The sequence below is a fragment of the Acinetobacter sp. KAM396 genome (assembly GCF_021602765.1).
GTDB lineage: Bacteria > Pseudomonadota > Gammaproteobacteria > Pseudomonadales > Moraxellaceae > Acinetobacter > Acinetobacter towneri_A.
The window spans coordinates 1-4,237 of the sequence record NZ_BPPH01000065.1; the positions used below are offsets into that span (position 1 = coordinate 1).

Genomic DNA, 4,237 nt, shown 5'->3' on the forward strand with positions numbered 1-4,237 from the left:
CTATTTTTTCATCATGTATTATACACCGCATGCGGGAATAGCTCAGTTGGTAGAGCACAACCTTGCCAAGGTTGGGGTCGCGAGTTCGAGTCTCGTTTCCCGCTCCAGAATACGAAAAGCCCCTATCGAAAGATAGGGGCTTTTTTTATTGATTTTATTCAATATTTTTCTTCATAAGAGATCTTTATTCTTAAAAAAGTAAGTTTACAAAAGTGCTATATCCAAATGGTGACCAAATGGTGACCAAATGGTGACCAAATGGTGCCTTCAATAAATCAAAAAGATAAGAACCCCTTTCTAAAACTGCCTAAAAAATTATTCCACCGAAAATCTCTATGTCATTAGACTTCTATTATTTTCAATTCAATATTTTTCAAGATCAAATAGGATCGTGACCAAATTTGGTGACCTTAATTTCATAAATATTTCATCGTATTAAGATTCTTCAGCTTGTAATTTCAGAAGATCTCCTACCTCTACATTTAATAATAAACAGAGCTTCTCAATTGTTTCAAAATCAATACGAGTCGATTGACCATTATAAAGTTTATGCAGAGTGGTTTTACTCATCCCTGTTTCACGCGCAACATCCGCAACCTTCATTCTGCGTTCTGCTAATAAAACTGGTAAATTGCAAACTATCATTAATTACCACCATTGTGTAATAAAGTACTTGCATGATGTATTAAATGCTTATAGTATTGCATTGTGATCTTAAATAACATCATTGTGATACTTATTAAAAGGATATACATATGAACTTCACGTATCTTACTACAAAAGAACTTTCGGAACGAATTCATTACAACGAGCGTACTATCAGAAATCAACTGAAAGATAGCGTCTTAATTGAAGGCGTTCATTACATTCGCCCATTTGGTGGGCGCAAAATTCTTTATGTTTGGGAACGCATTGAGGAAGATATGACAAAAACCTCGTTCGGCTCTCTTCATAGCCTACAACTACAATAGGAGTTCAATCACATGGCCTCAATCCGTACAAGATACGGCAAGCTTACAATTGATTTTCGGTACTTAAATAAGCGTTGCCGTGAAACAACTGCAATGGAAGATACACCTAACAATCGTAAAAAACTTGAAAAAGCGATTGAACGTATGGAAGCTGAAATGCTCTTAGGTGTATTTGATTATGCAAAATATTTTCCCAAAAGTGCTCGACTGGCAGAAATTAAAGCTGCTGAAAACCAAATCAATGCAGTGAGTTCTAAAGCACCTGTTTTTTCAAAGTACTGTGAAATATGGGTTGCTGATAAAGAAATAGAATGGCGTAGCAGCTATGCAGAAAAAATTAGAATTGTTATTCGAAAATATTTAACTCCATATTTCGGAACAATTCCTGTTATTAACATCAAAAAGTCAGACATCCTTGGATTCCGTTCATCCCTCGCCAAAGTGACATACGGAAATAACCAAGAATGCCTTTCACCATCACGAATCAATCAGATTATGACAGTACTTCGTATGATACTAGATAGCGCATCCGAACGATATGATTTTGATAGCCCTTACAAAAACATAAAAAGTTTGAAAGAAGGTCGGATTGAAGTCACGCCTTTCTCACTTGAAGAAGTTCAGCGAATTATTACATCTGTTCGTGACGACTTTAAACCTTATTACACCATCCGCTTTTTTACGGGTATGCGCACCAGTGAAATCGATGGCCTTCAATGGAAAAATATCGACTTGCAACGTCGTGAGATCCATATCCGTGAAGCGTTAGTGAATGGTGTTCTTGGTGGAACCAAAACGTATGGTTCTGACCGCACGATCCAGATGAATGACCGGGTGTACCAAGCCTTTCTGCAACAGAAAAGCCTCAACAACGGAAAATCGGACTTCGTCTTCTGCAACCGTGATGGTGGTCCTCTAGACTACCGTTTAGTTAATAAGCGTGTATGGCACCCTATCCTGCGCTTTTTAGGATTAACGCCTCGTCGTGCTTATCAGACACGTCATACAGCAGCAACGCTCTGGCTGGCGGCAGGTGAAAATCCAGAATGGGTCGCTCGCCAATTGGGGCATTCAACCACTGAAATGTTGTTCCGGGTCTATAGCCGCTACATTCCGAATGTTACCCGTCGCGATGGCAGTGCTTTTGAAGCCATGCTGGAGAGACTCACTGCAGAGGAGCTTGCACATGAATAGTAAAGCTTTCTTTGGTGGTGTGGTGGTCAGCCCTGAAGCAGATATGGTCGCTCGTGAATTAATCCATGAGCTACACATTCCCAAACTGCACAATCTGGCCTTTTTGCTGGAAATCAATAAATGCTTCGATGATCACCAAGCATTAAGACTTTGGCTACAGCGAATGCTGGATGAAGGGCAAGCTCATTACGATGACTTAGCTCAACAGGCCCGTGTTCGCTTAATGAGTCTCGCTCACTCATAAAACAAACATAAAAGGTCATCAAATCGATGACCTTAGCCCCTTTATACCTATAAAAAGGTGAACATATGCATAAAGATATTTCAATTTGGATGCCACTCTATATTGGCGACCTACAGGCAAAATTTGCACGAATGACAGCAGAACAAATTGGTGCGGCACTGCTGTTAATGATGGATTTTTGGAAAAATGGTGCCATTCCTCACGACCTAGCGACTGTATGTAGCATCACGAAATTACCGCAGCACACCAAGGCTAAAACTTTGTTAAATACGCTGATGGCCCTAGAATTGTTTGAAGTCGAGTCTGAGCAGATTCATTCAAATTTCTTAAGCAGTTTAAAAAGCCAGGCATTGCAAAATCAGCAAATGAAATCTGATAAAGCTAAAAATGCAGCTCAGGCACGTTGGGGGAAATCCGCTAGTAATGCTCAAGCATCAACCAAGCACCGAAAAGTTAATGCTCAAGCAGCTCCTGAGAAGAGCTCGAGTATTACTCAAGCCATGCTTGAATCATGCCCTTCATCTTCATCTTCATCTTCATCTTCATCTTCATCTTCATCTTCATCTTCAAATTTTGAAGAAAAAAATGAGAGTTTTTTAGAAAATTCAAAATGGATTTAGGAGAACAACCATGAACACCATGCTTAAAACGCTCCAAATTTACGCAGAAGCAACAGAAACACTTTGCCCTACCCATCACCTACCCTTGATGGAAATTGCCGGTCACAGGCTCTGTAAATTGTGTGCCAAAGAAAAAGTCCATCACTCACATGCAGCGTATGAGAATGAACTGCAACAGCGATTGCTACAACAGAAAATTAAAAATTCAGGGCTCAATAAACGTTACCTGGATCGTGGCTTCAAGAATTATGTAGTTGCATGTCCTGCACAAGACAATGCCGTCAAACTATGTCAGGCTTTTGCACAGCAGATTATTTCTGACCACAACCCGAACATGTTGATGATTGGTACACCAGGTACAGGTAAAACCCATCTGAGTGCATCAATCATTCGCAACATTATGCATAACAGTACAAAATCTGCACGCTACTATACCAGTGCAGAAATTGCTCAAAAAATGATGGACACCTGGTCAGATGCTTCACGCTCTGAAAAGGAGGTTATCGACCATTTCTCCAGTTTTGATTTATTAGTGATTGATGAATATGGCCTGCATGACCGGCATGAAAAACGTCTAGAAATGGTACATAAGGTTTTATATAGCCGTTATGACAGTATGAAGTCGACTCTGCTAATTTCCAATTTCACAGTCCAAAGTATGCAGCGGGATTTAGGTGTCCGATTATGGTCACGATTACATGAGAACAATTTGATTGTAGTGCCATGTTATTGGGATGATAAGCGTTTCAATAACATTGATTAAATATCTTAAAAAGTTCAAATAAACCGCTTTTTTTATACCTTAGATTAGCATTTGAAGTGCAACATCATGTTGTTGCCATACTAACTGACTCGGACTTTTAAAGCCGAGTCTTTTTATAGGACGATGATTCAAACGTTGAGTGATTTGTGAGATATATTCATCTGTATAGATACTTAAATCACTGCCTTTTTTAATATATTGCATGATTAAGCCATTGGCATTCTCATTCGTGCCTCGTTCCCAGGCGCTATACGGATGGTAATCCTCCCATAAATAACCGAAGTTAAAAGTAGAGGTTAAGCAGCCATTAGAGGTGGCTTTCCTTTGTTAGCTTGATGTGGTCTTTCATGGTTGTAATGCCACAACCAGTTTGTTGCATAATCTTGTACTTCATCCAAAGTATCAAATAAATGCTTGCTCAGCCAACTATAACGTATGGTCCGAT

General features: G+C 39.5%; 7 protein-coding genes, 1 tRNA gene and 1 pseudogene. 6 read left to right on the plus strand and 3 right to left on the minus strand.

Annotation, left to right across the window (positions count from 1 at the left end; genetic code table 11):
- Positions 1-31 precede the first annotated feature (31 nt).
- Positions 32-107, plus strand: a tRNA-Gly gene (locus L6C30_RS14265).
- A 328-nt stretch (positions 108-435) separates the two neighbouring features.
- Here the strand turns inward: L6C30_RS14265 and L6C30_RS14270 are convergent.
- Positions 436-645, minus strand: a complete 210-nt coding sequence (locus tag L6C30_RS14270) for a helix-turn-helix transcriptional regulator (RefSeq protein ID WP_084792783.1) — start codon at positions 643-645, stop codon at positions 436-438.
- Positions 646-755: 110 nt separating this feature from the next.
- Between L6C30_RS14270 and L6C30_RS14275 the strand changes: the two genes are divergently transcribed.
- The 5 genes from L6C30_RS14275 (at position 756) to L6C30_RS14295 (ending at position 3,792) form a co-directional block, all read left to right on the plus strand.
- Complete coding sequence (locus L6C30_RS14275) at positions 756-971, plus strand: hypothetical protein (protein ID WP_019837125.1); 216 nt, start codon at positions 756-758, stop codon at positions 969-971.
- 12 nt (positions 972-983) lie between these two features.
- On the plus strand, positions 984-2,165 hold the full coding sequence (locus tag L6C30_RS14280) for an Arm DNA-binding domain-containing protein (protein WP_019837124.1): 1,182 nt from the start codon (positions 984-986) through the stop codon (positions 2,163-2,165).
- The gene (locus tag L6C30_RS14285) at positions 2,158-2,409 is read left to right on the plus strand and encodes a hypothetical protein (RefSeq protein ID WP_005265407.1); all 252 of its coding nucleotides are present in this window, start codon (positions 2,158-2,160) and stop codon (positions 2,407-2,409) included. The genes L6C30_RS14280 and L6C30_RS14285 overlap by 8 nt, the downstream gene beginning before the upstream one ends.
- Positions 2,410-2,474: 65 nt before the next feature.
- On the plus strand, positions 2,475-3,029 hold the full coding sequence (locus L6C30_RS14290) for a DUF1376 domain-containing protein (protein ID WP_236163322.1): 555 nt from the start codon (positions 2,475-2,477) through the stop codon (positions 3,027-3,029).
- A gap of 10 nt (positions 3,030-3,039) precedes the next feature.
- A complete protein-coding gene (locus tag L6C30_RS14295; protein ID WP_236163321.1) occupies positions 3,040-3,792 on the plus strand; it encodes an ATP-binding protein in 753 nt (250 codons plus the stop codon).
- A gap of 39 nt (positions 3,793-3,831) precedes the next feature.
- Here the strand turns inward: L6C30_RS14295 and L6C30_RS14300 are convergent.
- A pseudogene (locus L6C30_RS14300) lies at positions 3,832-4,050 on the minus strand (transposase); the annotation flags it as partial.
- Between the two features lie 38 nt (positions 4,051-4,088).
- Positions 4,089-4,237, minus strand: a 149-nt coding sequence (locus tag L6C30_RS14305) for an integrase core domain-containing protein (protein ID WP_180096446.1), incomplete at its 5' end; no start/stop codon positions are given.

Coding starts and splice junctions, on each gene's coding strand:
- L6C30_RS14270 (WP_084792783.1), bottom strand. CDS start 645: ATGATAGTTTGCAATTTACCAGTTTTATTAGCAGAACGCAGAATGAAG.
- L6C30_RS14275 (WP_019837125.1), top strand. CDS start 756: ATGAACTTCACGTATCTTACTACAAAAGAACTTTCGGAACGAATTCAT.
- L6C30_RS14280 (WP_019837124.1), top strand. CDS start 984: ATGGCCTCAATCCGTACAAGATACGGCAAGCTTACAATTGATTTTCGG.
- L6C30_RS14285 (WP_005265407.1), top strand. CDS start 2,158: ATGAATAGTAAAGCTTTCTTTGGTGGTGTGGTGGTCAGCCCTGAAGCA.
- L6C30_RS14290 (WP_236163322.1), top strand. CDS start 2,475: ATGCATAAAGATATTTCAATTTGGATGCCACTCTATATTGGCGACCTA.
- L6C30_RS14295 (WP_236163321.1), top strand. CDS start 3,040: ATGAACACCATGCTTAAAACGCTCCAAATTTACGCAGAAGCAACAGAA.